Annotated in this window: 25 protein-coding genes and 1 pseudogene; 15 read left to right on the top strand and 11 right to left on the bottom strand. The window is 65.1% G+C overall.

Features of this window, described 5'->3' with window-relative positions:
- Nucleotides 1-94 precede the first annotated feature (94 nt).
- The 3 genes and pseudogenes from F6X62_RS15650 (at nt 95) to F6X62_RS15640 (ending at nt 2,974) form a co-directional block, all read left to right on the top strand.
- Complete coding sequence (locus tag F6X62_RS15650) at nt 95-1,765, top strand: ShlB/FhaC/HecB family hemolysin secretion/activation protein (protein WP_153774074.1); 1,671 nt, start codon at nt 95-97, stop codon at nt 1,763-1,765.
- Nucleotides 1,766-1,941: 176 nt separating this feature from the next.
- Nucleotides 1,942-2,400, top strand: coding sequence for a helix-turn-helix domain-containing protein (locus tag F6X62_RS15645; RefSeq protein ID WP_153774073.1), 459 nt, complete (start codon nt 1,942-1,944; stop codon nt 2,398-2,400).
- Nucleotides 2,400-2,974, top strand: a pseudogene (locus F6X62_RS15640) (PIN domain-containing protein). Before F6X62_RS15645 ends, F6X62_RS15640 begins: the two are co-directional and overlap by 1 nt.
- 10 nt (nt 2,975-2,984) lie before the next feature.
- Here F6X62_RS15640 and F6X62_RS15635 read toward each other — a convergent pair.
- Complete coding sequence (locus tag F6X62_RS15635) at nt 2,985-3,395, bottom strand: response regulator (protein ID WP_054894187.1); 411 nt, start codon at nt 3,393-3,395, stop codon at nt 2,985-2,987.
- A 48-nt stretch (nt 3,396-3,443) separates the two neighbouring features.
- Complete coding sequence (locus F6X62_RS15630) at nt 3,444-3,620, bottom strand: Flp family type IVb pilin (protein WP_063546282.1); 177 nt, start codon at nt 3,618-3,620, stop codon at nt 3,444-3,446.
- Between the two features lie 283 nt (nt 3,621-3,903).
- On the opposite strand from F6X62_RS15630, the gene cpaB reads away from it, so the two are divergent.
- Genes cpaB through F6X62_RS15590 form a run of 8 tightly spaced genes read left to right on the top strand, consistent with a single transcriptional unit; the run spans nt 3,904 to nt 11,324 of the window.
- Nucleotides 3,904-4,851, top strand: a complete 948-nt coding sequence (cpaB, locus tag F6X62_RS15625; protein ID WP_153774072.1) for a Flp pilus assembly protein CpaB — start codon at nt 3,904-3,906, stop codon at nt 4,849-4,851.
- Between the two features lie 18 nt (nt 4,852-4,869).
- The gene (locus F6X62_RS15620; RefSeq protein WP_125931334.1) at nt 4,870-6,114 is read left to right on the top strand and encodes a type II and III secretion system protein family protein; all 1,245 of its coding nucleotides are present in this window, start codon (nt 4,870-4,872) and stop codon (nt 6,112-6,114) included.
- A complete protein-coding gene (locus tag F6X62_RS15615; protein ID WP_153774071.1) occupies nt 6,111-7,301 on the top strand; it encodes a pilus assembly protein in 1,191 nt (396 codons plus the stop codon). Before F6X62_RS15620 ends, F6X62_RS15615 begins: the two co-directional genes overlap by 4 nt.
- Nucleotides 7,298-8,554, top strand: a complete 1,257-nt coding sequence (locus F6X62_RS15610; RefSeq protein WP_153774070.1) for a CpaF family protein — start codon at nt 7,298-7,300, stop codon at nt 8,552-8,554. Before F6X62_RS15615 ends, F6X62_RS15610 begins: the two co-directional genes overlap by 4 nt.
- Nucleotides 8,551-9,432 (top strand): type II secretion system F family protein, encoded by an 882-nt coding sequence (locus tag F6X62_RS15605; protein WP_153774069.1) that lies wholly within the window; start codon nt 8,551-8,553, stop codon nt 9,430-9,432. Before F6X62_RS15610 ends, F6X62_RS15605 begins: the two co-directional genes overlap by 4 nt.
- Nucleotide 9,433: 1 nt before the next feature.
- Nucleotides 9,434-10,321, top strand: a complete 888-nt coding sequence (locus tag F6X62_RS15600) for a type II secretion system F family protein (RefSeq protein WP_153774068.1) — start codon at nt 9,434-9,436, stop codon at nt 10,319-10,321.
- 23 nt (nt 10,322-10,344) lie between these two features.
- Nucleotides 10,345-11,046 carry a tetratricopeptide repeat protein gene (locus tag F6X62_RS15595; protein WP_153774067.1) on the top strand — a complete coding sequence of 234 codons (702 nt, stop codon included), beginning with the start codon at nt 10,345-10,347 and terminating at the stop codon, nt 11,044-11,046.
- A gap of 17 nt (nt 11,047-11,063) precedes the next feature.
- The gene (locus tag F6X62_RS15590; RefSeq protein ID WP_153774066.1) at nt 11,064-11,324 is read left to right on the top strand and encodes a DUF3613 domain-containing protein; all 261 of its coding nucleotides are present in this window, start codon (nt 11,064-11,066) and stop codon (nt 11,322-11,324) included.
- Between the two features lie 127 nt (nt 11,325-11,451).
- Here the strand turns inward: F6X62_RS15590 and F6X62_RS15585 are convergent, their stop codons facing one another.
- Nucleotides 11,452-12,228: a response regulator transcription factor gene (locus F6X62_RS15585; RefSeq protein ID WP_153774065.1), complete on the bottom strand. Its 777-nt coding sequence runs from the start codon at nt 12,226-12,228 to the stop codon at nt 11,452-11,454.
- A gap of 122 nt (nt 12,229-12,350) precedes the next feature.
- Nucleotides 12,351-12,821, bottom strand: a complete 471-nt coding sequence (locus F6X62_RS15580; protein ID WP_054895204.1) for a prepilin peptidase — start codon at nt 12,819-12,821, stop codon at nt 12,351-12,353.
- Nucleotides 12,822-12,897: 76 nt separating this feature from the next.
- Here F6X62_RS15580 and F6X62_RS15575 point away from each other — a divergent pair, with 76 nt between their 5' ends.
- Together F6X62_RS15575 and F6X62_RS15570 are read left to right on the top strand one after the other, a co-directional pair.
- Nucleotides 12,898-13,341, top strand: a complete 444-nt coding sequence (locus F6X62_RS15575) for a TadE/TadG family type IV pilus assembly protein (RefSeq protein WP_153774064.1) — start codon at nt 12,898-12,900, stop codon at nt 13,339-13,341.
- Nucleotides 13,338-15,977, top strand: a complete 2,640-nt coding sequence (locus F6X62_RS15570; RefSeq protein WP_153774063.1) for a PAS domain-containing sensor histidine kinase — start codon at nt 13,338-13,340, stop codon at nt 15,975-15,977. The genes F6X62_RS15575 and F6X62_RS15570 overlap by 4 nt, the downstream gene beginning before the upstream one ends.
- Here the strand turns inward: F6X62_RS15570 and F6X62_RS15565 are convergent.
- The 7 genes from F6X62_RS15565 to F6X62_RS15535 form a co-directional block, all read right to left on the bottom strand.
- The gene (locus tag F6X62_RS15565; protein WP_256674042.1) at nt 15,962-17,926 is read right to left on the bottom strand and encodes a pilus assembly protein TadG-related protein; all 1,965 of its coding nucleotides are present in this window, start codon (nt 17,924-17,926) and stop codon (nt 15,962-15,964) included. The two genes, F6X62_RS15570 and F6X62_RS15565, sit on opposite strands and share 16 nt — an antisense overlap.
- 204 nt (nt 17,927-18,130) lie before the next feature.
- Nucleotides 18,131-18,691, bottom strand: coding sequence for a DUF4136 domain-containing protein (locus tag F6X62_RS15560; RefSeq protein WP_153774062.1), 561 nt, complete (start codon nt 18,689-18,691; stop codon nt 18,131-18,133).
- 18 nt (nt 18,692-18,709) lie between these two features.
- A complete protein-coding gene (locus F6X62_RS15555; RefSeq protein ID WP_063546260.1) occupies nt 18,710-19,342 on the bottom strand; it encodes a DUF4136 domain-containing protein in 633 nt (210 codons plus the stop codon).
- Between the two features lie 22 nt (nt 19,343-19,364).
- Complete coding sequence (locus F6X62_RS15550; RefSeq protein WP_054895199.1) at nt 19,365-20,114, bottom strand: methyltransferase domain-containing protein; 750 nt, start codon at nt 20,112-20,114, stop codon at nt 19,365-19,367.
- Nucleotides 20,111-20,416, bottom strand: coding sequence for a MazG-like family protein (locus tag F6X62_RS15545; protein ID WP_153774061.1), 306 nt, complete (start codon nt 20,414-20,416; stop codon nt 20,111-20,113). Before F6X62_RS15545 ends, F6X62_RS15550 begins: the two co-directional genes overlap by 4 nt.
- A gap of 109 nt (nt 20,417-20,525) precedes the next feature.
- The gene (locus F6X62_RS15540) at nt 20,526-21,377 is read right to left on the bottom strand and encodes a MaoC family dehydratase (protein ID WP_153774060.1); all 852 of its coding nucleotides are present in this window, start codon (nt 21,375-21,377) and stop codon (nt 20,526-20,528) included.
- Between the two features lie 2 nt (nt 21,378-21,379).
- On the bottom strand, nt 21,380-22,732 hold the full coding sequence (locus tag F6X62_RS15535; protein ID WP_153774059.1) for a 3-oxoacyl-ACP reductase: 1,353 nt from the start codon (nt 22,730-22,732) through the stop codon (nt 21,380-21,382).
- Nucleotides 22,733-22,894: 162 nt separating this feature from the next.
- Between F6X62_RS15535 and F6X62_RS15530 the strand changes: the two genes are divergently transcribed.
- Together F6X62_RS15530 and F6X62_RS15525 are read left to right on the top strand one after the other, a co-directional pair.
- On the top strand, nt 22,895-24,172 hold the full coding sequence (locus F6X62_RS15530) for an acetyl-CoA C-acetyltransferase (protein WP_153774058.1): 1,278 nt from the start codon (nt 22,895-22,897) through the stop codon (nt 24,170-24,172).
- A gap of 39 nt (nt 24,173-24,211) precedes the next feature.
- Nucleotides 24,212-25,000: a helix-turn-helix transcriptional regulator gene (locus F6X62_RS15525; protein WP_153774057.1), complete on the top strand. Its 789-nt coding sequence runs from the start codon at nt 24,212-24,214 to the stop codon at nt 24,998-25,000.
- The last annotated feature ends 66 nt before the right edge of the window (nt 25,001-25,066 follow it).

Raw genomic sequence — 25,066 nt, 5'->3', positions numbered from 1 at the left:
CGGTTAGACGACGGCTCGCTCAGCACCTACGCTTGCATTGACAAGGGCGTCCCTGCCGGGCGCCCCTGGTTCCACAGGATCATGGAGTGTCCGAATGCGTCCACTGCTGGTGACGATGCTGGCGCTGTCCTGGGCCTGCGTGGCCCGCGCCGAACCCCTGCCGAGTTTTCTCAACAGCAACGAAACCGAACGCCGCCTGCCCACGCCGAATCTACCGGTGGACGCCTACCGTCCGGGCAAGCCTGGGCTGAATGTACCGGCACCAGCGGCACCCCAACAAACGCCATTGCAGATGAACACCCAGGTCCTGGTGCGCAAGGTGCGCTTCGAGGGCGGGACCGTCTACCCCTTGGCAGATCTGCGCGAGCATTACCAACCGATACTCAATCGCAGCGTGACCCTCGCTGAACTGATCGAGGTCACCCGACGCCTGACCCAGCGCTACCAGCAGGACGGCTACCTGTTGTCCTACGCCTATCTTCCGCCGCAAGACTTCGCCGATGGCCGCGTGCGGGTGGTGCTGGTGGAAGGTTATATCCGCGACTACGAGGTTCAGGGCGATATCGGCTCCGCATCGGGTTATGTCGAGCGTCTGGTGAACAAGCTCAAGGCCGAACGGCCGCTGACGCGCAAGACCTTCGAGCGCTACACCAGCCTGATCAGCCGTATCCCCGGTGTCACCTTCCAGGCCCAGGTGCCGCCACCGGGCACCACCGACGGTGCCACGCGCCTGATTGCCCAGGCTTCGCGCAAGCCCTTCACCACCACGCTCAACCTCAGCGACGGCAACCGTGACGACCTGCAAGCGCTGCTGGGCGCCAGCAGCAATGCCCAGACTCGCTTCGCCGAGCAGTTGAGCGCCAGCGTGCTGGTGCCGCCGGGCGAGGACAAGGAACACTATTACCGCGTCGACTACAGCCAGTTCCTGGATGACGAGGGTACGCAACTGCTGTTGTCGGCATCGCGCTATCGCAGCGACCCGAAGGCACGCATTCGCCTGGACAACGGTATCGACCTGACCCAGCACCGCGAGAACGAGCGTTACTCGATCGGGCTCAGCCAGGCGTTGATCGCCTCGCCGACCGAATGGCTGGATGTGGTCGGGCGCTTCTATGCGGTCAATGACCAGATCGACTACCAGGTCGTGGGCTTCCCGCTGAAGCTCGACAGCCACACCGACATTCGCGCGCTGTCGTTCGAGGGTGATTGGCGCAAGGCCGAGGCCAAGCGCCTGCGCATCCTCAGCGCCGGGGTCTACCAGGGCCTCGACCATTTTGGCGCACGCACCAATGCAGGCTACGACCTGGACTTCCTGCGCCTGCGCCTGTCCGGGGTGCAGAGCGACAATTTCCTCGAACACTGGCAAGGGGTCGTGTCCGCTGCCGGTTACTGGAGCAACGACAGTTTGCCCGACAGCGAACGGGCGGTGTTCGGCGGGCAGAACTTCGGTCGTGGCTACCCCAGCGACCAGGCCTCCGGCGACAAGGGTTGGGGCCTGGCCTACGAGCTGAACTACAGCATCCAGCGCCAAGGCCAGTGGCTGAAGGTGCTGCAGCCCTATGTGGTGCTCGATACCGCGCGGGCCTGGTTCAACGAACTGGAGGTGCAGAAGGCGAAGATGTCGTCGGCGGCGGTAGGGCTGCGGTTTGGCGATGCGCGCTATTACAACATCGCGCTGGAGGTAGCCAAGCCCATGTCGGACATCGCCCTGGACAGTCTGAACCGGCGGCCGCGGTTCACGGTGAGCTTCAGTTATCAACTGTAGGGAGGATGGATCTTCCTAGGAACTGTCTGACCTGATCTGTCGAATAGCGTCTGATTGCCGCTCATGGGGGGCCTGTCTAGTCTTTGCGAGGACGTCAGGGAAGGGAAGTTGGTGATACTTGATTTTTCTTATTTCGAATATGTTGAAGTGAACAGAAGTCTTCAGCGAGAAAGTTCATGACTGTGCCTATCCGTACCGAGTTTCCCGAGGCCCGTGAAGTAGCAGCCGCTGTGCAGGGGCAACGAGACCTGGCAGCCGTGCTATGCACCCAGGCTGACATGCAGCGCATCGAGATCTACGACGCCGATAACAAGGCGCATGCCGTCGAGCTGCCAACCAGTGCGCTGCGGTTGCTCCTGGACATACTGGGAGAGTTGGCACGGGGCAACTCTGTGCGGGTAGTGCCGGTCCACGCGGAGCTGACCACGCAGGAGGCTGCGGATCTGCTGAGTGTTTCGCGCCCTCATCTGGTGAAACTGCTCGAGGAAGGAGCCTTGCCCCATCACAAGGCGGGTCGACATCGTCGTGTTCTCTTCTCTGACCTGATGACCTACAAACAGCAGCGGGATCAGGCCAGCCGCAAGGCGATGGACGACTTGACCGCGCTATCGGAAGAGCTTGACCTGGGGTATTGATGCGTCACTCACCGTTCACCACGATTTACGACGCATGCGTTCTTTATCCCGCCCCTTTGCGCGACTTGCTGGTCAGGCTCGCTGGCAAGGCCTTTACAGAGCCAGATGGAGCGCCCAGATCGATGATGAATGGAAAAGGAATCTGTTGCTGAAACGGCGGGATCTTACCCGGGGGCAATTGGACCGTATTTCCACACTGATGGAAGCGGCGATTCCCGATGCACTGGTTGTCGGTCATGAATCCTTGTACCCGGCTCTGAATCTGCCCGACCCCGATGACGTACATGTTCTTGCCGCCGCGATCAGAAGCAACGCGGAAGTCATCGTGACGTTCAACCTGAAAGACTTTCCCCCATCCGCATTGCGCTGTTTCGGTGTAGAGGCACAGCACCCTGACGAATTCATCATGGACTTGTGGGACCTCGATCAGGCTGCTGTTCTGGAGGCTGTGGCTGAAATGCGGCGCAGCTTGGTTCGTATGCCTTACACCGCCGAAGCCCTGCTGGAGTGCTATTCGAGGCAAGGCCTACCACAGAGGGCAGGAGTTTTGCGCGACTTCGCCTTGTTGATCTGAACGCATTGGCCTACCGCCCCACCACCTGCATCACCGACTTGGGAAACAGATTGTCGAGTGTCTCCAGCAAGCGGGCGTGGTAGATCGGTTTGCGAAACAGGTCGAGCACATGCAGGCGCAGCAGGTCGCTGACGTCGTCCATATCGGCATGGCCGGACATGACGATCACCGGCAGATGCTGGCGGGCGGTGTGGTCGCGCAGGCGCTTGATCAGGCCGATGCCGCTTTCTTCGGGCATGCGCAGGTCGGTGATCACCAGGGCCACATCAGGGTAGCGGGTGAGCTGTTGCAGGGCTGTCTTCACCGAGTTGGCGGTGTGGCACTTGAAACCTTCGTTTTCCAGCAGTTCAGCCAGCTCCTGCAGTGCCTCTTCCTCGTCGTCCACCAAAAGAATTTGCTGGCGCGAGGAAGAGTTCGGCATGCTTGGCTCCTGTTCGCCTGGCGTTATGCTGCGGCGTGCTGGTCAAGGTCATAGCGCCCCGGAGATGGCGCTGAACATCGTGGTGATCTTGCCGGAGATCGTCGGTACGAATGGCACCAGCACCACCGCGACCATTGCGGCGATCAGCGCGTATTCGATACCGGACGCGCCGTCCTTGCGGGTGATGAAGTTCTTGCAGTGCTGAAGGATCCGTTGCAGTTGCATGGCACATCTCCTTGCGCCGACGGCGCGGGGTAAGGACGTGGCTAAGTAACGTCCATTTGCCATCATAGAATTGCCAAGCTGGCGAAGCCTGCAAATGTAAAAAGGCATTAACTCTAAAGTATTGGAAGCCAAGGCTTTTTCTAAGTACCTGTTTTCCCTGCATGTCCGCGTGCCAGACGAAAAAATCCCGTTTCCGCTCATGGCGAACGGTGAGGTCTGCGCTACCGTTCAATAGCGAAATAGTTACGTTTTGCCATCAATCTAATGGCGCAGGGAGGCGGAGATGAGCAGTCGCTTGACCATGGTCCTGGCTGTCCTGTTTCTTCTCGGCGCAGTGCTCGCAGGTTACTGGGGGCTGGTGCTCAGCCGTCCGGTCACTCCCCCCGTCAGTCCTGCTCCCACAGTCGCCGAAGCGCCTGCCGAAGTGATTGCGCCACCTCCCCAACCGCCCGAACCGGCACGTTCATCCATCGTTGTGTTGCGCAGGGCGCTCCCGGCGAACACGCCCCTGACCGAGGACGATGTGTTGCTAGAGCGCCTGCAAGTGGTGCCTGCCGGTGCGTTCCAGCACATCGACCAGGTGCTCGGTCGCTCCAGCGCGCGTGCGCTGTCGGCGGGCAGTTGGCTGGACGAGGCGAGCTTTCAGGCGGGCGGGCCACTGTCGCGGATGATTCGTGCCCACGAGCGCGCGGTGGCCGTGGGCGTCGACGATGTGGTGGGGGCGGCCGGACTGCTGCGCCCAGGCGACTACGTGGATGTGTTGCTGTTTCTGCGCGAGGAGAACAACAACCCGCAGTCTTCAGCCCAGGTGGTGCTGCCGGCCCTGCGCGTGCTGAGTGTCGGCGAGCAGATGGGGCTGGCCAACGATGGCCGGCCGGCGCAAACCGTCGAGGAGGAACAGGCCCGGCGCGAACAGCACGGGAGCCAAGGCAGCGTCGGCGCTACCCGCACCGTCACCTTGGCCGTACCCGAAGCCCTGGCCAGCCGGCTGATGCTCGCTGCCCAGGCCGGCACCCTGCGCCTGGCCGTACGCAGCGCCGATGAACAGCGCCTGGCCCGTTACTGGGCCGAACCTGAGGCGCGACCGCAGGTCGAGAGTGCCGGACGCGAGCTCTATCGCTTCAGCCAGTTGTCCCAGTCTCCCGTGGCCAGCGCTGCTCCCGCCAACGCTGCGCCCAGCATGCAGATCATTCGTGGCGCCAAGGCTGCCGACACCGACAAGACTCCCTGACCAGGCAAGGATGCAGCGATGCGACGTTCCGAGCGTAGTTTCCGACATGCGTGCCGTGCACTGCTCCTGACGGCACTGGTGCCCCACGCCCAGGCGGCGGTGAAGGGGTGCGAGGCTTTCGGCCAGTTGCCCTCGGTGATCGAGATGGACCAGGGCCTGCAGCAGGAACTGCGCCTGCCGCTGGCGATCAGCCGGGCGGCGGTGGGCGAGCCCAAGGTCGCCGACGTGCAGGCCAGCGGCGATCGCGCGGTGCTGCTGACCGCCGTGGGGCCGGGCAATACCACGTTGATGTTGTGGACCGCCTGCGCGCCAGCGCCGCACCGGACCATGCTGTTCGTCAAGGGTCGGGCCAGTGCCGACATGGCAGAAGGCAGCCTGCTACCGTCTCAGGACGCGCAGTTGCCAAGCCAGGTGCAGGCCGATATCCGCTTCGTCGAAGTGCGCCGCAGCAAGTACAAGGAGGCAGGTGCGCGGCTGTTCTTCAAAGGCTCGAACAACAGCCTGATCGGCTCGCCGGGAACGGTGCCGAATACTGCTGTGACCCCAGGCTCGGTGCCGATCACCCGCCCCGCGATCCCGCTCGACGACAACGTCTTCAACATCGTCTGGGGCGGTGGCAGCAGCAAGTTCCTGGCGGCGATCAACGCCCTGGAAAACAGCGGCTTCGCCTACACCCTGGCGCGCCCCAGCCTCACCGTGCTCAGCGGCCTGACGGCCAGTTTCCTGGCCGGTGGCGAGATCCCGGTTCCGGTGCCCAGCTCCGGCAGCGACAACGTGTCGATCGAATACAAGGAGTTCGGCGTACGCCTGGCGCTGACCCCGACCGTGGTCAGCCGCGACCGTATCACGCTCAAGGTCGCCCCCGAGGTCAGCGAGCTGGACTACAACAACGCGGTGAACATCGCCGGCACCCTGGTGCCGGGACTGAGCGTGCGGCGCACCGACACCAGCATTTCCCTGGCCGATGGCGAGAGCTTCATCATCAGCGGTCTGGTCAGCAACAACACCCGCTCCTCGGTGGACAAACTTCCCGGCCTGGGCAACCTGCCGATCCTCGGCGCGTTCTTCCGCCAGTCGGCGCTGGTGCGCGAAGAGACCGAACTGCTGATGATCGTCACCCCGCACCTGGTCCAGCCGCTGGCGGCCAATGCGCGCCTGCCGCAGTTGCCGGGCGAAGCACTGCGCACCTACGACCCGAGCTGGGGCCAGCTGTTCTTCATGGAAAACGGCAACTTCGAAGGTCAGGGGGGGTTATCACGATGAACGACAGCCTCAACCAGACTTACCTGGCCATCACCCGCAACGAAGACGACCTGCAGTGGCTGCAGGACGCCCTGGCGCCGCAGGGGCAGGTGATCGGCGCCAGCGCAGGCACCCTCGACGAATTGCTGGCGCTGTTGGATGTGACGTTCAGCAACCTGGTGTTCATCGGCCTTGACCGCGAGCAGTTGGTCAGCCAGTGCGCGCTGATCGAAGGCGTGCTGGAAGCAAAGCCGATGCTGGCCATCGTCGCGCTGGGCGATGGCATGGACAATCAATTGGTGCTGCATGCCATGCGTGCCGGTGCGCGCGATTTCGTCGCCTACGGCTCGCGTGCCAGCGAGGTGGCCGGGCTGGTGCGCAGGCTCGGCAAGCGCCTGCCGACGGTGACCAACAACCCCAAACTGGGTGGCCTGACCGTGCTCTATGGTGCCCAGCGCGGCGCCGATGGCGCGCTGCTGACCACCCACCTCGCGCGGGTGGTGCAGGAGAGCGGCCAGCAGACCCTGCTGCTCGACCTGGGCCTGCCGCGCGGCGACAGCCTGGCCCTGCTCGGGCTGGAGGCGTCATTCTATTTCGGCGATGCCTTGCGCCACCTGCGTCGGCTCGACACCACGCTGATCGACAGTGCCTTCACCCGCGACAAGGGCGGCCTGCGCTTGCTGAGCTATGCCGAGAACGACGATCCGCTGCGCCAGACCAGCGCCGCCGAGCTGTACATGCTGCTCAGTGCCTTGCGCCAACACTTCCAGCACATCGTCGTGAACCTGACCGGGCATGCCGACAGCGAAGCGCTGCGTACCATCGTCAGCCATTGCGACAAGCTGATCGTCTACACCGACCAGAACATCCTGGACTGCCGGCGCAACCTGGAAGTGCTCGAACAGTGGCGCGACCGCGGCATGAAGCTCGAGCATGCCAGCTTGCTGGTGGACCGCTACCTGCGCAATGTCGCCCCGGATGCCGAGGCGCTCGCCAAGCGCTATGGCCTGCCGCTGCTCAAGGTGATGCCCGACTGCCCAGAGGTGCGCATGAACGTGAAGAACCAGGGCCTGAGCCTGTTCGAACTGGCCCCGCGCGAAGGCCTGACCCAGGCCCTGCGTGCCCTCGGCGAGCGCCTGGCCCGGCGCTCGGAAAACCTCGCCCCACCGAGCTTCCCCTGGCTGCGTCGGCTGTGGGGTAGCAAATGAGCGGCGACGAACCCTTCGGCGGTCAGCGCCACGCCTCGGGCGACCCGCACGCGCTCAAGCGTGCGCTGCATCGCTTCGCTATCGACGCCATCGAAGACAGCGGGCGCAACCTGCTCGAAGGCGCACGCCCGGCGTTGACTCAGTTCGTCCTCGAACAGGTGGGTGACTATGTCGGGCGCTTGCGTCTGGCGCTGTCGCGCTACGAGATGGAGCGCCTGGCCGAGGAACTGGTCGATGAACTCACCGGCTTCGGCCCGCTGGAAGTGCTGCTGCGCGATGCCAGCGTCACCGAGATCCTGGTCAACGGCCCGCACCGGGTGTTCGTCGAGCGGGCCGGGTTGTTGCAGCAGACCGACCTGCGCTTCATCGATGCGCACCATGTCGAACGGGTCATGCAGCGCATCCTTGCGCCCCTGGGGCGACGCCTGGACGAGTCTTCGCCGATGGTCGATGCGCGTATGCCCGATGGCAGCCGGGTCAACGCGATCATCCCGCCAGTGGCGCTGGACGGGCCGTGCCTGTCGATCCGCAAATTCCGCCAGGACATGCTCAAGAGTGCCGACTTGCTGGCCACCCGCGCCATCGATCAACCCATCTTCGATTTCTTCGAACGCGCCGTGGGCCGTCGTTGCAACATCCTGGTGAGCGGCGGCACCGGCACCGGCAAGACCACGCTGCTCAATATCCTCAGTCAGATGATCGCGCCGCGCGAGCGCCTGGTGACCATCGAGGATGTTGCCGAGCTGCAGCTTCACCACCCCCACGTGGTGCGTCTGGAAACCCGGCCACCGAACGCCGAGGGCCATGGCGAGATCAAGCCCAGCGAGCTGATCCGCAACGCCCTGCGCATGCGTCCTGACCGCATCATCCTTGGCGAAATTCGCGGCGCCGAGGTGCTCGATGTGCTCACCGCGATGAACACCGGCCACGACGGCTCGATGAGCACCGTACACGCCAACACTGCACAGGACGCCCTGCTGCGCCTGGAGACCCTGGTCGGCCTCAGCGGCCGACAGATCGCCGAGAAGACCTTGCGCCAGATGATCTGCGCGGCGCTGGATGTGGTGATCCAGTTGACGCGTTTGCCTGATGGCAGGCGTTGCGTCAGCGAAGTGTTGGAGGTGGTCGGCGTACGTGAGGATGTATATGTGACCAATACCCTGTTCCGCCTCGACCGGCGCGGCGGTGAGACTTTTCAGCGCGAGGCGCCGAACCCGGCAGGCAGCAAACTGCGTCAGGACGGTGTGTCGTGATCGGGCCGTTGTTGCTGGCGCTGGCGCCGCTGCTGCTGGGGGCCGCCATGCTGCTGTTTCGCCTGGGCTTGTACAAGCGCGGCGAGGAGCGCGTCCTGCAGCGTCTGGGGCGCGCCTACCAGACGATTCGAACGGGCAGCGCCCGGCGCGACTGGCTCGACCCACTGCTGCAACGGGCTGGCCTGATCAGCGCTGACGTGCGTCCGCAACGCTGGCTGCTGGCGTGGTGCGGGCTGGCGCTGGTGGCGGTGTTGCTGGCCGGTTGGCTGGCCGGCCTGATGGTGCTGCTCGGTGCGCCGCTGTCGGGCTATCTGTACTTGAGTTGGCGATGCCGTCGGCGCATGCGTCAGCTCGTCGAGCAACTGCCCGGTCTGCTCGACTACAGCGTGCGCAGCCTCAAGGCCGGTCGGACCCTGAGCGACGCGGTGCTCGGCGGCATCGACGGCACGCGCGAACCGTTGCATTCGACCATGGGCCGTGTGCGCCGCAATGTGCAGATGGGCGTGCCATTGGAGGATGCGCTGAGCGAGCTGGCCGAGCTGTACGACCAGGACGAATTGCGCCTGTTCGCCCTGGGCCTGCGCATCAATCAGCGCTATGGCGGCAATGCCAGCGAACTGATGGAAAACCTGATCAAGCTGATCCGCGAACGTGAGCAAGGCGCGCGCCAGCTCAAGGCCATGACCGGCGAAACGCGTGTCACTGCGTGGGTGCTGGGGGCCTTGCCGCTGTTCATGGTCGGCTACTTCCTGACGGTCAACCCCAACTACCTGATGAGCCTGTGGCGCGACAGCAGTGGGCAGTGGCTGCTGTTCCTGGCCTTTGCCCTGCAGGCGATCGGCTGCCTGGTGCTGTGGCGCATGATGAGGAGTCTTTGACATGGCCCTGCTGATCTGCGCCCTGTGCCTGCTCGTCGTCGCCCTGTTGCTGGGGTTGCAGGCCTCGCGCCAGTTGCGTGCGCGCTACCTGGTTACACGGCGCCTGCAAGGGCGCCTGGCCCGCGAGGAACGCCTGGGCGACATGCTGCACTGGCTGGGCAGCAGCCCGCTGGGGCAACGCTTGCAGACGCTCGACGGGGAAACCCAGGGCCTGCTCGAACGGATCGGCTGGCGTCGCAGTCGCCAGCGCGCGCTGTTCGCCGCCGTGCAACTGGGATTGCCGTTGCTGGCCATGGGGCTGGCGTTGCTGCTGCAGCATGCCTTCATTGGCGTGGATGCCCTGCATTGGCTGGTGTTGCCAGCGTGCGCGCTGGTGATCGGCTACCTGTTGCCCAAGCGCCTGTTGGCGCTGGCTGCCACGCGCCGGCAACAGCGTATCGCCCAGGAGGTCAGCCTGATGATTCCGCTGCTGCGTATTCTCTTCGAGACGGGGCTGGCCGTGGAGCAGGCGTTGCGTGTGCTCAGCCAGGAGGGACGGACACTGGTGCCGGAGATCAGCGAAGAGCTGCGGCAGGTGTTGCAACGGGTGGATTCGGGGCTGTCGCTCGGCCCGGAGCTGGAGAAGACCGCTCGGGTGCTGGCAGTGGATGAGCTCGTCGACACCTGCGTGATCCTTCAACAACTGCTGGTGCAGGGCAGTGGCGGGATGAAGTCGCTGCTGGCGCTCAAGGCGCTGCTCGACGATCGACGCCTCACGCACCTGCAGGAGCGAGTGTCGAAGATGTCGGCAAAGATGTCGGCGGTGATGATGGTATTCCTGTTCCCGGCCTTGCTCATCGTCCTGGCCGGGCCAGGTTTTTCTGCGTTGGCACGGGCCTTGGGGGTCTAGGGCCTGAGTCTAGGGAGAGAGGGATGAAAACGATCCTGTTGTTCACCGGCATGCTGCTGCTAGGCGGTTGTGCCGGGCAGTCGGCGCAGGGGCTGGGTGCATTGTTCGGCGGCCCAGGCTGTGGCAAGCCGGATGCCGACCAGCAACTGGCGTTGAACCTGGCGGACGAGATGCTCAATGAGGGGCGCCCGCATGCCAGCCTGGCGCACCTCGAGCAGTTGCCGAACACCCTCGACCAGGTGCGCCTGCGCAAGGCCAGGGTTTCGCGCTTGCTGGGGCGTAGTGAGGCCGAGCCCCTGTACCGCAGCCTGCTGGGGGGCTGCCTGGCGGCCGAGGGCGAGCATGGTCTGGGCCAGCTCGCCTCGGCGCGTGGCGATGATGCGCAGGCCTTGCAGAACCTGCAGCGCGCGGTGCGCCTGGCGCCCACTGACGAGCGCGTGCGCAACGACCTGGGCGTGGTGCTGATGAACCTGGGGCGATACGAGCAGGCACGCTTCGAGTTCCTCACGGCCATCGAGCTGAAGGACGACAACGCCTTGGCGGCGGTAAACCTGGTGACCCTGTCGCTGGTACAGGACAACTGGCAACAGGCGACCGATCTGGTCGGTCGCCTGCACTTGCGCCCCGAACAGTTCGCCGATGCCCAGGCCCGGGCCAGGCAGGTGAAATCCACCGGGCGTGGTCCCATTGCGTTGGCCAATGGTGCCGAGGCGGTGGTCAATTGAGCAGGAGGAGGGTGGTCATGTTCAGGTATCTGATGGTGCTTGCCGGGTGTGCTTGCGTGTCAATGGCGATGGCCCAGGAGCCACCTCGCCAGGCAGAGGCGCAGACGGCCACCGAGGCGTTGCTGCGGGTGCAGTCCAGTGGTGAGCAGGCGTCGAACCGGTTGCAGGTGCAAACGGCGCAGGAGCGCGACCAGTCGATGCAGCGCTGGCTGGACACCTACAAGTATGTGATCCCGGATTTCTATCGTTGGACCAAGATGACGTCTTCGAACAACTGAGTGCGATAGCCGCAGGAGCGGCGATTCGGCGCCCCGACTTGTCCCGCGAGCACGGGCGCAGCCCGTGCCAGGCAGCGCGGTGTCTTTTTCGCGGGCAAGTCGGGGCGCCGAACCGCCGCTCCTGCACCTAGTGGGTAGTGAACCGCTGATGCACAGGCGAGGCGCGCGGCGTCAGAGCCAGGGCCAACTGGGTGCGGTTGTGCATGTGTGTCAGGCGCAGCACCTGCGACACATAGAGTTTTACCGTGTTCTCGGTGATCCCCAGCTCACAGGCAATCTGGTAGTTGGTCTTGCCCTTGCTGACCAGCTTGGCCACTTCGAGTTGGCGCGGCGAGAGCTTTTCGAACACCGGTGGCAGTTCGTTCTCGAGTTCTTCCCCGTCACCGGCCCGGCGATGGGCACCCTGGCCACGGGCCTTTTCCAGGTCGTGGTAGAGGTCGTCGATGGATTCGGCCAGCTCCTGCAGGCGCTGGTTCAGGCTACCCAGCTCGCGGAAGTTGCGGCGCCGCTCCATCAGCGCTGCTTCCTGGCGGCGCAGGCCTTCGAGCAGCTCTGCCAGGTCCATGGGCTTCTGGTAGTAATCGGAAAACCCTTCGCGCAGCGCGCGAATGACATCCTGCTTGTCAGCGCGGCCGGTCAGCATGATCGCCTCGAACAGCCGTTGCTGCCCGGCGATGTCCTTCAGCGCGCGCATCAACGCGATGCCGTCCTGTTCGGGCATGTGCAGGTCGCACAGCACCAGGCCAATGGACTCGTCCGCGCCGTAGCGCTCGATGGCCTGCGCCGTGGAGTGCGCCGGCACACAGTGGTAGCCCGCGCTTTCGAGATATTCGCAAAGCTCTTCGACGATCAACGGCTGATCGTCCACAACCAGTACTTTCACCTCACTAGCAGACTTGTTCACGTTCAACTCCCTGTTGGTACGGGCCCCGCTCCGTTGGCCAGACAGCCTGGCCCTTAAGAAAAGTAGTCGCACTTTGAAATTATGTACAAGGTCTATACACGCGGATTCGACCCACTGGTCATTCATTGGATCCAGACGGCGGTCAGGAGAAACCCGGCCAGCACGTAGGGTGCGAACGGTTGTTTGTCGCCCACCTGCTCGGCCAGGCGCTGCAGGCGCTTCTTAACCTTGGGGTTGGCCAGGGTCCACAGGCGGCGTCGGCCAAGCATCCACACCAGCACTGTCACGCCTGCGCCGATGAAGGTGCCGAGCACGTACTGGTGGCTGGTGGCCAGGGCCAGGGCGCCGAGCAGTTTCACATCGCCGGCGCCGAAGCGGCCGAGCATGTAGCCGGGAAGGGTCAGCAGCATGACGATGGCCAAGGCCCAGCCCGCATCGCTGGCATCGGCACCTATCCAGCTGTGCCCGGTGGCGAACAGCCAGGCCAGGGCGCAGGCGGCGACACCCAGGGTCAGGGTGTTGGAGATCTGCCGTTCACGGACATCTTGTTCGGTGCACAAGGCAAGCCACATCAGGAGAACAATGCTTTGCATTGGCAATTGGCCATCCCTATTCGTTGAACGGGTTCTATGCTGTCACTCAGGACTTCTAGTCAGGGTAGACGTGAACATGCGAGCAAGCTTGGCAGTACGGCAAAAAGGCGCGGCAGCCATCGAGTTTGTCGCAGTCTTCATGATCTTTTTCGCGGTGTTCTACGGATTGGTCAGCTACAGCCTGCCGATGCTCATGCTGCAGTCGTTCAATCAGGCCAGTAGCGAGGCGGTACGGCGCTGCGTGGCGCTGGACCCGAACAGCGCCACCTATGCCAATGATGTCCAGAACCTGGCACGCCAGGTGATCGCCCATCAACTGAGCTGGATGCCCGCTGCGCTGGACTTTCAGCCCGCCACCGATGCACGGATCGTACTGGCCCCCGGCAACCTGTTGACGGTGACCATCGACTACCCGAAAAACAAACTGACCAATGTCATGCCGGTACTGGTGCTGCCGTTGATCGGCGAAGTGCCGCGGCTGCCCCAGCGCTTGCAGGCCCAAGCGAGCCTGCAACTGTGAGCGGCGTTTTCGATCGCTGGTTGGGTGGCCAGACATCGGTGGCCGAGGCGCCGTTGGCGGTCGGTCTTCAGGTGTGGCTCGACGAGCAGGGTGAGGTGCTGCGCTTGTCTGGCCCGCTGCGTACCCTGTTGGCCATGCCGCCCCAGCATGCCAGACGGGTGCAGGATTACCTGCAGCACCATAGCTGGCTGGTGCTCGAAGGTGATCCCGCCGATTGGCAGGGACAGCCGCTGGATCTGGATTTTCGTACCGTGCACGGGCAGGCACTGCACACCCGTGGCTGGCTGCAACGTCAGGCCGAGGGCTGGCTGCTGCAGTTGTTCGATATCGGCGACCTGGTGCGCGCGCACGACCACGAGGGGCAGCGCTTGAGCCTGCAGCGCCTGGCTGGCGACATCGGCCGAGCGGTACGCGACTGCGGCGAGGAGCGCCTGGCGCAGGTGACCGGCGAGCAGTTACAGCGCCTGGTCGAGTACTGGCAGGCCGATTCGGTGCGGCTGATGCTGCTGGAGGCCGGCGTCTGGCGCAGCCATGCCGACAGTGGCGACGACTGGCCCTGGGCCGATGACGGGCAACTGCGGCCGTGGCTTGAAAAGTATGCGCTACGGGGCGAGCTCGATGCGTGCGAGCGTTACGAATTGCAGGTCTTGTGCGGCGGCTTGCCGGTGTCGCTGCTGCCCTATCGGCTGGGGCCGGACATCCAGGCCTGCCTGCTGTGCGTGGCGAGCGGGTCGCCGCCTGTGCACGAGCCGGGAGAGCGGCTCTTGCAGGCGTTGCTGGACCCGTTGCTGGCGCGTCTTCGACAGCGCCAGTTGCAGCGCAGCGACCAGCACCTCGACGCGCTGCAGCGGCAGTTGGGCGCTGGTTGGTGGGAGTGGCCACTGCAGGGGCCGCTGCAGTTGGACCCAGCGTTGGCGGCCAGTTTCGACCTGCCGCGTGAAATCACCGTCGAGCAATGGCTGGCGCGAGTGCACCCGGCGGATCGCGAGGCCGCGCAGCTGGCGCTCGAGCAACTGCGTGAAGGCCGTGCCCTGAGCCTCAGCCTGCGCCTGCACGAGCACGCCCCGCAGATCAGTCCGCGTTGGCTGCACTGGGTGGGGCAAATGCAGGGGCGCCAGGTCCGCGGCTTTCTGCTCGACATCAGTGCGCTCAAGGCTCAGGAACTGCAGGCTGGCGCCGCCCGTGCACGGCTGGAGAACCTGATCGCCAGCTCGCCGGCCGTGATCTATATCCAGCGCTATGCCGAGGGCGCGCTGCACAGCGAGTTCTTCAGCGCCAGCCTGGCCCCGATGCTGGGCTGGCACAGCGACAGCGAACAGGCTCGTCAGCCGGGGCTGGCAGTGCACCCTGACGACCGCAGCCTGTGGCTGGAGCGCACGCGCACACTGCTGCGCGATGGCCAGGCGCGCTGCCGCTACCGCCTGCGCGACCAGTCGGGTGGCTATCACTGGGTCCTCGATGAAGCCCGTCTGCTGCGCGACGACCTCGGCCAGCCCGTGGAGGTGGTCGGGCTGTGGCTGGACGTCAGTGAGGCGACCGAGGCTGCTGAGCGCGTGCGCCACAGCGAGGAGCGTTATCGAGTGCTGGTGGAGGATTCGCCGGCGATGATCTGCCGCTATCGTCCCGATCTCGAACTCCTGTTCGGTAACCGTCCGCTGGCTGACCACCTGGAGTGTGCGCCGGAGCAGCTTGCCGGCATGAACCTTGGCCAGTGGATGTCCGACGCGCAACGCAGTGCGTTCCAGCAGCGCCTGGCAACGCTGACCCCGGAGCAGCCCTTGAGCAGCGCGGAGATCTGCCTGCAACTGCCGGGGCGGGAAAACGCCTGGTGGGTGTGGGCTGACCGCGGCCTGTTTGACGGGCAGGGGCGGCTCCAGGAGATCCAGGCGGTGGGGCGTGACAACACCGAGGTGCGACGCAGCCAGCGCCAGTTGTTGCAGGGCGCGAAGATGGCGACGCTCGGTGAGCTGGCGACCGGGCTGGTGCATGAGATCAATCAGCCGCTGAACGTGATGCGCATGGCCGTGGCCAATACCTTGAAGCGTCTGGAGAACGGCGCGGCGGATACCGATTACCTGACCGACAAGCTGCACCGCATCGAGGCCCAGGTAGAGCGGGCGGCGCGGCTGGTGGAGCACATGCGCGTTTATGGCCGTCGCTCTGAACCGGAGCGTCAGGCATTCGTGGCCTGGGACGCGGTGGAAGGTGCGGCCGCGTTGCTGGCCGAGGGGCTTCGGGGCAAGGGTGTGGCCTTGCATATCGTGGCGCCCGAGTCGGCGTTGACGGTACTGGGGCATCAGGACCAGCTCGAGCAGGTGTTGATCAACCTGACGATCAATGCCCGCGACGCGTTGCTCGAACGCCAACCCCTGGCACCGGCCATCCGGGTCAGCCAGCAGCGGGTCGAGGGGCGCGTCTGCCTGCAGGTCGAGGACAACGCGGGTGGCATCGATCCGCGCCTGCTCGGGCGCATCTTCGAGCCGTTCTTCACCACCAAGCCCGCGGGTGTCGGCACGGGGCTGGGGCTGTCGGTGAGCCATGGCATCGTCGAGGCCATGGGCGGCAGCCTCGAGGTACTCAACGGCCCGGACGGCGCGTGCTTCTGCATACTGCTGCCGCTCTACAGTGCCAGTTGAGCACGGCCTGTCGAGCAACTGAGGTTGGCGCCGACTTCGGCGTTGACCAGGTCGATGCCCAGCACTTTCAGCAGCACGTTCAGCAAGGGGTCGAGCAGCGGGCTGAGCAGACCTTTGATCAGCGGCTCGAGTATCGCCTTGACGCCATCGAGCACCCCACCCACGAGCACCAGCACCTGGCCCAGGCCGCTGTTGTTGGCGGTCGGCCGGTAGGCCTCCAACTGAATGCCCAGCAGGGTGTCGCTGAGGCTGCCGACCACGTTGTCGTTGGCGCTTCTCATGGGTAGATAGGCAGGTTTGAGACCGATGTTCGGCGGTACGCTGTCGGGGGCCTGGAAGGTCAGCGCGCGCTCCTGGGCACCGCTGCCCAGCACCATGCTGTCCACCCGCAGGCCGATGCCGCCGCCGACGAAGGGGATGCGCTCCTCGCACTGTCCGAGCGGCAGGATCAACAGCCGGGTGCAGCGCTTGGTGCCGATGTCGATCAGGGGCAGCGCCTTCACCGCAGTGGTGCCGTTGGTGAAGAACTCATCCGGTGAGGCGAACTGGCCTACCGCGATCTTGACCGCCGAGCTCTGGTTGCGGGTGGTCAGGCGCTTGGGTGAGCAACTGAAGGTATCGGGGGCTGCAGGATTGAGGCGGGTGCTGGCTTCGGCGACTTCCAGGCCGATGTCCAGGTGCAGCTTGCCGGGCACCAGGACGATATCGCTGACCGTACAGGGCACGCCGAGCAGGCAGAGCACCGATTGCACGGTGGCGGCGAGGTTCAGGCTGAGCAGGTTGTTGATCACGTTGGTCAGCGGCGCGGCGAGGTCGAGCACGGCGTTGACCAGGCCGAAGATGCCATCGAGCAAGGGCAGGTCGAGGGAGATCATCGCCCGCACCTGGGCAGTGTGCACACGCAGTTCGTCGGTACGCGGGTCGCCGACCGAGGAGATCTGCTGCGGCTCGATGACCTTCAGGCGAACTCGTCCGTTGACCAGGCCGAGCACGTTGAGCGGCAGGTCGACGTTGGCGGCGCTTTCGCTGGCGGCCAGCTGGATCACCCCTTGCACCAGTTGCAGCAACTGGATGCTGGCATCCAGGCCAGCCTGGGCGGTGCCGTTCTGGATGTCGAGGATATCGCCCAGGCGCACCAGCGTGCCGTTGCCGGCCCCCAGGGCGACCTTGCCCAGGTTGGTCACCACCTCCAGCGCCGCACCGCTTTGTTGCAACACCTTGACCGCCGCCTGCAGCAGTTGGGTGGCGGTGGCGTTGGCGTTGAGCAACTGCTTGTAGTCGCCGACCGTGAGGTTGAGATCGACTGCCAGTTGATCGAGATAGCTGAGCAACTTGATGTCGGTGGCGGCGATGCCTTTCCAGCCGGCGAGGTCCAACTGCACACCACCACCGAGGGCGCCGAGCAGGGCGTTGAGCAGTACCGACTGGCGCGAATCGACCGTGGCCAGGGTGGTGCGGATGCTAAGCATCGCCTGCGGCGGCAGTGGCGCGGAGGCGACAGCGTGGGCCTGCAAGGTTGTGGTCAGCGGCACGCCGTTGCCCTGGACCAGGGCATACACCCCCGCCGCGACGCTGGTGGTGACGGTGTTGCTGACATCGACCCGGATCGCTTCGTTGCGGTTGTCGTCACGGGTAAAGCTGCGCAGGCTGTTGGCGCCGGTCTGCACGTAGCCGCAACTGGCCTGCAGCGGGTTGCCGGGGGCGTGCCCGTTGCGGGTGGCGGCATTGCGGGCGATGGCATTGGCCTGTGGGCCGGTGCCGATGCACACGGCGAACTGCCCGGCGGCTTCCAGTGCAGCCATGTCGGCGATGCGCTGCAGCTTGCGTTGTTCGAGGTAGAGCCGCCCACTGTCGATTGCCAGCAACAGGAACAGCAGGGCCATACCGAGGGTGATCACGGCCATCAGGCCGATCGCGCCGCGTTGGCGCGCAGCGGAAGAGGAAACCACGGGCACTCCTTTGCAGGCCGAAGGCCAGGCATCGCGGCTGCGGTCAAAGGAGTGTAGTCAGGATGATGGCATCTTGCCTCTTCTCAGGCTTCACGCCACCTGGTTGTAGGAGCGGGCTTGCCCGCGAAAAAAACACCGCGCTGCCTGGCACGGGCTACGCCCGTGTTCGCGGGCAAGCCCGCTCCTACAGATAGGTGTTGGGTCTCAGTGCGGTGGGTAGTTGCTCATCACCTGGGTCACTGTCTTCTGGATCGCGGCATTGCGCTCCTGCGGGCTTGGCGGGTAGCTGTTCATGATCTGCTCGGCACTGCCGCGCCAGACCAACTTGCCGTCACGGCCATCGAACAGGTCGACCTGGATGGTCGCCACCTTGTAGTCGACGCTACGGGTCTCGTTGTACATCGGACCACCCCAGTAACCGCCCCAGTAGCCACCCCAAGCCCCGCCATAGTTGGTGGTGACCTGCTGCTGGCGGTCTTCGACGATCAGGTAGGCGCGCACTTTCACATCGGGCCGGGCGCTGCCTTGTGCCGGACGCAGGCCGCGTTGGTCGAGCTGGTCGGCCACGGCCTGGCGGATGCGCTGCTCGGTGAGATCGCTCTTGATCCGCGGATCGTCCGGGCGGTATTGCAGGGCCGGTTCCTGCCAGGCCCAGCTGCGGTAGGCGGCGAAGTCACGGCTGGCATCGAAATCCTGGGTGACGTTGTTGCTGGTGCAGCCGGCGACCAGCAGCGCGAAGGACAGCAGAACGAGGCGGCGCAACATGATGATTCTCCTGACGCGTTAACTGGGAGGGTAGCCACTGAGGGCCTTGCGCACCGACTCGCGCAAGGCATTTTCACGGTCGCGCGGCGAACCTTTTTCGCTGCCGCTTTCGGCGCTGGCACTCCACACCGGCTGGCCGTTGCGGGCATCGAACAGGTCGATGCGCACCACCATCACCTCGACTTCGTAGGTGCGCACGATCGGTACACTGCCGTAGGCACCATAGCCGTTGCGGTAGCCGCCATAGCCGATGCCGCCGTAGGGAGCGGGGCCGTAGTAGGGATCGTAGTCGTAATCGCGGACCTGGCGCAGGCGACGTTCCAGACGCAGGTTCGCGCTGACCAGCAGATCGCCGCTGGCGCCGCGTGCCGGGCGCAGGCCATGCTGGTCGAGCGCACCGCTGATGGCATCGGCCAGTTGCGCAGGATCGGCATTGGCACTGCCGCTGGGTAACTGGCCGTTGCGCCAGCTCCAGCTGCGATAGCGCCCATAGTCGCGTGGCGCGGCCGGGTAGGCGCTGGCATCGAAGGTGGTCGCAGCCTGGGGCGGCGCCGGTGGCAGTGGCCGGGAACTGGCGACATAGGGATTGCTGCTCTGGCACGCCGCCAGGGCGAAGGGAAGCAAGGCCAGGCACAACAGACGGTAAGGCATGTATTCCTCCCGGCAGGCGAGATCAGCGTGGGCGACAGGTCCAGTGCAGGTATCGGCCGAGCCCGGCGAAGCTCGGATGACGGCGGTGGGCCAATTCCATTTCCAGCAGGTCGAGCAGCTCGGCCTTGTCCTGGAATTCCTTGGGCATGTAGTCGTGGAAAACCCTGACCCCACTCTCGCTTTCGACCTGCCACATGGGTTCAAGTTGCGCGCGCAGCTCTCGCGGATCAAGAGGTTTTTGCGGGGTGAGACTCTGTTTTTCGCCGGCCAGGCGGTCGCTGCGCAGCTTGCGGAAGTGACCCTTGAGCAAGTTGCGGTAGACCAGCGCATCGCGGTTGTAGAACGCCAGCGACAGCCAGCCGCCCGGTGTGGTCAGCTGGTGCAGCACCGGCAGGATGCTGTGTGGTTCGGCCAGCCATTCGAGCACGGCGTGGCACAGCACCACATCGAAGGGCTCGGTGAGCTGACCGAGCAGGTCCTGCCAGGGCGCCTGGATGAAGGTGGCGGGTTGGTTGGCCTCGGCGAAGCGCGCGCGGGCGCCGTCGAGCATCGGCGCGGCGGGCTCGGCCAGGGTCACCTGGTGCCCCCGCTGTGCCAGCCACAGCGCCATGTGGCCCAGGCCCGCGCCGATGTCGAGGATGCGCAGGGGGCGGTCGGGCAGGCTTTCGGCGAGGTCCGCCTGCAGCACCGCCAGGCGGATCGCGCCTTTGGCACCGCCGTAGATCTTCTCGGCGAAGCGGCTGGCCAGCTCATCGAAATGACGGTCGTTCATCGGGCGAAGCGCCTCTCGCTGTCGGCGAGCTTGGCCCGCACCACGTTTTCCATGTCCAGCCCCAGCTCGCTGCACAGCAGCAACAGATAGAGCACCACATCGCCGACTTCCTGGCCGGCGTGGGCGAGCTGCTCGGGAGCGAGCTGGCGTGACTGGTCTTCACTCAGCCACTGGAAGATTTCCACCAGCTCGGCCATCTCGACGCTGGCGGCCATGGCCAGGTTCTTCGGGCTGTGGAAGCCGCGCCAGTCGTTGTTGTCGCGGATCCGGTGCAGGCGGTCGGTCAGTTCTTGCAGGTTCATCGAGGGCTCTCCTTCTGGCGCATAGCTTCGGGTGCGCCAGGGAGCAAATCAAGTGAATTGGCGGCCATTGTTGAAGCCGAGGGAGCGGCCCTGGCGCGCGCTTGATCGGTTACAGGGCGCTCCATTTGCCGGTCATGTGCAGCAGGCCCCCGTGCCCGGTCAGATTCAGTTGCCCTTGCGGCCCAGCGGCAGTCGCGCCGAGCACCACCTCCGAGGGCAGGCGCACCGGCTTGTGGAAGTCCACCGCGAACCCATAGCCCGCCACCGGCAGGTGCCCGCGCAGTGCCGCCAGCGCCATGGCCTTGTTCCACATGCCGTGGGCGATGGCTTTGGGGAAGCCGAACAGCCGTGCACTCGCTGCGCTCAGGTGGATGGGGTTGTAGTCGCCGCAGACCTTGGCGTAGCGGCGGCCGATATCGCTGTCGGCATACCAGCGCGTCACTTCCGGCGTTTCGATGGCTGGCTCGTCGTTGGCCCCGTGCGTTTCGCCTTCGAGCTTCAGCCCCCGCACCAGCATGCGGCTGGTTTCGCGCCAGAGCAGACCCAGCCCGTCCTGGGCCTCGGTGACCAGGTCGAAGGTGCCACCCTTGGGATGTGCCTGCAGGTTGTCGGCATGCACGGCAAAACGCAGGCCTTCGATGGCGCCCAACGGGCGCAGCACCTGGATCTCGTTGTGCAGGTGCACCAGCCCGAGCAGGGGGAAGGGGAAGTCGCTGGCGGTCAGCAGTTGCAACTGCAGGTTGAACGCGATCACGTGCGGATAGGTGGGCGGCAGGCGACCATCGTCGCTGAAGTGGCACAGGCGACGATAAGCCGCAAGGTTTGTCGGGTCGACCCGCAGGAAACAACGCAGGCCACCAGTGGGCAGGCGGTCGCCACTGATCTTGCGCTTGCCGAGCGCTCGCAGGTAAAGCCGGGTGCGGGTATCGGGGGTGTGCAGGTCCTGCCATGTCCGGTTCATGTTCATGCCCCCATCAGTGCTTGCCCACAGACGCGCAGGTACTGGCCGCTGACCGCACCAGTGCCGGGCTGGGCGAGCCAGGCGACAGCCTCGGCGACGTCTTGTGGGCGTCCGCCCTGGCCCAGCGAACTCAGGCGACGGCCAGCCTCGCGCAGTCCCATGGGCATGGCGGCGGTCATGTGGGTTTCGATGAAGCCGGGTGCCACTGCGTTGATGCTGATGCCGTGCGCGCCGAGTTTAGGCGCCCATGCCTGGGCGAAACCGATCAGGCCGGCCTTGCTCGCGGCGTAGTTGGCCTGGCCCCGGTTACCGGCGATGCCACTGACCGATGCGAGCAACACGATGCGCGCGTTGTCGTGCAACTGGCCGGCGTCGAGCAGGGCCTGGGTCAGCACCTGGGGAGCCTTGAGGTTCACTGCCATGACCGCGTCCCAGTATTCCGGGGTCATGTTGGCGAGGGTCTTGTCACGGGTAATGCCGGCGTTGTGCACCACGATGTCGATGCCCTGAGGTAACCCTTCGAGCAATTTGGCCGAGGCATCGCTGGCGCAAATGTCCAGGGCCAGGGCGTGGCCGCCGATACGTGCGGCGAGGGCGTCGAGGTCCTTCTGCGCGGGCGGCACGTCCAGCAGGATCACCTCGGCGCCGTCGCGGGCGAGGGTTTCGGCGATGGATGCACCAATGCCGCGGGCAGCCCCGGTGACCAATGCGCGTTTGCCTGCCAGCGGTCGCGTCCAGTCCTGCACCTGGCTTGCACAGGCTTCAAGACGTAGCACCTGGCCGGAAATGAACGCGCTCTTGGGTGAAAGGAAGAACCGCAGCGCGCCTTCGAGCTGATCCTCTGCGCCGGACGCGACGTACAGCAGTTGCGCCGTTGCGCCGTTGCGCAGCTCCTTGGCCAGCGAGCGGCTGAAGCCTTCGAGGGCGCGCTGGGCGACGCTGGCCTGGGGCGCTTCGACCTGTTCAGGGGGGCGCCCGAGGATCACCACGTGGGCACAGGGTGCCAGGCTGCGCAGCAGCGGCTGGAAGAATTCGCGCAACTGCCGAAGCTCGTCGCTGTCGGACAGATGACTGGCATCGAACACCACTGCCTTGAGTTTCGGGCCGAGCCCGGCGACCCAGGCGGGAGCCTCGAGGTCCTCGCCGGCAAAGCTGTAGCGCTCGTCGGTGAGTGCCGGGGCGATGGCTTCGACTTTGCGTACCAGCGGCCCGCCGCCCAGCACCAGCGCGCCTTCGATCGGGCGCAGGCGTCCGGCCTGCCAGCGCTCCAGCGGCGCCGGGCGCGGCAGGCCGAGGGCGTCGACCAGGCGGCGGCCGAGGTTGGAGTTGGCAAAGCCGAGATAGCGGTCACTCATGGTGCGGGTCTCCCTGAAGGCAAGCATGCAAGTGTGGACCATGTTTGTGGCAAGGTCGTTCGAATGCGGCAAAAACGCCTAGGCTGTAGCCAACCTAGCCGAAGTGACAGGCCTTGAGCCCGTCATCCAATCGGATCAAATTGTTTCAGGAGGAATCAGCGCATGCATTCACCTCGACGGGTCGCGATCCTGGGGGGCAACCGTATTCCCTTCGCCCGCTCCAATGGCGCCTACGCCACTGCCAGCAACCAGGCGATGCTCACTGCCACCCTGGAAGGCCTGGTGGAGCGTTATCGCCTGCATGGCCAGCGACTGGGCGAGGTGGTGGCGGGGGCGGTGCTCAAGCATTCGCGGGACATGAACCTGACCCGCGAGTGTGTGCTCGGTTCACGCCTGTCGCCGCAAACCCCTGCCTACGATATCCAGCAAGCCTGTGGCACGGGCCTTGAGGCGGCGCTGCTGCTGGCCAACAAGATCGCTCTAGGGCAGATCGACAGTGGTATTGCTGGCGGCGTGGATACCACCTCGGACGCGCCGATCGCCATCAATGAAGGGCTGCGCCGAGTCTTGCTGCAGGCGAACCGGGGCAAGCAGTTGAGCGAGCGCCTGAAGCCCTTCCTGAAGGTGCGTCCGAGCTTCCTGAAACCTGAGTTTCCACGCAACGGCGAGCCACGCACTGGGCTGTCGATGGGCGAGCACTGCGAACGCATGGCGCAGACCTGGCAGATCGACCGTGCCGAACAGGACGAACTGGCACTGCTCAGCCATCGCCATCTGGCTGCGTCCTACACCGAAGGCTGGCACGACGACCTGCTCACGCCCTACCTCGGCCTGACCCGCGACAATAACCTGCGCCCGGACCTCACCCCTGAGCAGTTGGCCAAGCTCAGACCGGTGTTCGACAAGGGCGCTCAAGGCACCCTGACCGCCGGCAACTCCACGCCGCTGACCGATGGCGCCTCGCTGGTGTTGCTGGGCAGCGAGGCCTGGGCCGAGGCGCGCGGGTTACCCGTACTCGCCTATCTGGTCGATGGCGAGACCGCGGCGGTGGACTTCGTCAAAGGCCAGGAGGGGCTGCTGATGGCGCCGGTTCATGCCGTGCCGCGGCTGCTGGCGCGCAATGGCCTGAGCCTGCAGGACTTCGATTACTACGAAATCCACGAGGCCTTCGCGGCCCAGGTGCTCTGTACACTCAAGGCCTGGGAGGACGAGCGCTACTGTCGCGACACCCTGGGGCTGGAGGGCGCGCTAGGCTCGATCGATCGCAGCAAACTCAACGTCAAGGGCAGCTCGCTTGCGGCAGGGCATCCGTTTGCCGCTACCGGCGGGCGCATTCTGGCCAACATGGCCAAGCTGCTGGCCACGGCGGGCAAGGGGCGTGGGCTGATCTCGATCTGCGCGGCGAGCGGGCAGGGGGTGACTGCGATCGTCGAGCGTTGAGGTGTTAACCTTGTCGGACCCACGACAATAATCAGTGCCATGCAGACCCTCGGACAGATTTCCGCCCCCCGCGCCATCCCCGACCTCGAGCAACTGCCCAGGCCACTTTACGCCCGTGCCGAAAGCCTCGGCGCGGGTTCCTGGACCACGCGTCACCGACATGATTGGGTGCAGTTTTCCTATGCGATCAGCGGTGTGCTGGGGGTCTACACCAGCGATGGCAGCTACTTCGCGCCACCGCAGTGGGGGGTGTGGATCCCGGCTGGTCTCGAACACGAAGTGGTGACCTCGATGCAGGCCGAGATGCGTAGCCTGTATGTGCGTCGCGATGCCTGTACCTGGGCTGCCGACGAATGCCGGGTACTCGAAGTGACTCCGCTGGCGCGGGAGCTGATCAAGCAGTTCTGCCAGATGCCAGCGTCGTATCCCGAAGGCGACAGCGCCGAGGCGCGCCTGGTAGCCGTCTTGCTCGACCAGTTGCAGGCGTTGCCGCAGGTGGGATTTTCGCTGCCGCTGCCGCGTCATGCCGGGTTGCTTGCGCTGTGCAATCAGTTGATCGCCGCGCCCGACCAGGCGCAGACCCTGCAGCAATGGGCACTGCAGTTGGGCTGCTCGGAGAAGACCCTGATGCGCCTGTTCCAGCGCGAAACGGGGCTGAGCTTCCGTAACTGGCGCCAGCGCATGCGGCTGTTGTCATCGCTGGCGTTGCTGGAGGCGGGGGAGAGCGTGACCGATGCAGCACTAGGCTGCGGGTATGACTCGACATCGGCCTATATCGCGGCGTTCAAGCAACTGTTCGGTGCGACGCCTGGGGAGCTTCGTTTCTAGGGACGACCGACCAAGTCTTATCCGACGTTATTTCGAACGGTCAATCCGAACAACTCGCTTCTCACG

Source organism: Pseudomonas sp. MNR3A, from assembly GCF_009650575.1.
Lineage (GTDB): Bacteria > Pseudomonadota > Gammaproteobacteria > Pseudomonadales > Pseudomonadaceae > Aquipseudomonas > Aquipseudomonas machongensis.
Note: the sequence above shows the minus strand (reverse complement) of the source record. Positions and strands in the feature narration are given on the sequence as shown.